Genomic DNA, 795 nt, shown 5'->3' with positions numbered 1-795 from the left:
CCTTCTACATCAAGCCTTTCACGCAACATCAAACCACGATCTGAAAGGTATACGTTGAAGCGATACCTCTGAGGATCTTCAGTAATGTTAGCAACAGATTCTGTTGTTAGCGGAATCAAAACGCAAAGATTTTATCTCGGTTAAAAGCATTGCGTTTGAGGATCTGTGCAAGCCGGATGTTATGGATTTTTGCGCACAGCAGTTCAGGCATTGCGCGCCGCTGATGTCCTACCTGTGTTTTGCACTTGAGCTGGATTTCTAAAACCCCGTTGAGAAAAACCGTACTGGCCATATTTTGCCGGGCTGAATTTCAGGCATAAAAAGACATCAGCTTTACTACAGTCTGAAAACCTGGGTGGATAAGTTCCTAAATCGGAGCGGATAATGTCAGTGTAGCGACAAGTTGCTAAGAAATGTGTGGCGAAACGTTCAATTCCGACAAACCCTCCTGATAGACACCCAAAATTACTTCATTTAATTCAATGCATTAATGTAAATATCCCGTATGGCATGTCCCATGCTTGTTCCTTTCCAAACCTTGAATTGAGCAACATCAAGCTGGAGAGTGAGTCATGCCGAGAAAAATGAAAACCATGGACGGGAATACGGCGGCAGCCTATGTGTCTTATGCCTTCACGGATGTTACCGCGATTTATCCTATTACACCGTCAACTCCGATGGCAGAAAGTGTCGATGAATGGGCCGCACAGGGTAAAAAGTTACCGCGATTTATCCTATTACACCGTCAACTCCGATGGCAGAAAGTGTCGATGAATGGGCCGCACAGGGTAAAAA

At 44.7% G+C, this 795-nt stretch carries 1 protein-coding gene and 1 pseudogene; both read left to right on the top strand.

From position 1 onward, the window contains the following. Window positions 1-572 precede the first annotated feature (572 nt). Window positions 573-719 (top strand): annotated as a pseudogene (locus tag AC1DUO_RS25685) (hypothetical protein); the annotation flags it as partial. 8 nt (window positions 720-727) lie between these two features. Next, window positions 728-795 (top strand): hypothetical protein (locus tag AC1DUO_RS25680; protein WP_477989537.1); only part of this gene is annotated, 68 nt, incomplete at its 3' end.

Source organism: Rahnella sp. P4_A8 (genome assembly GCF_056402435.1).
This window is presented reverse-complemented; position numbering and strand designations above follow the sequence as displayed.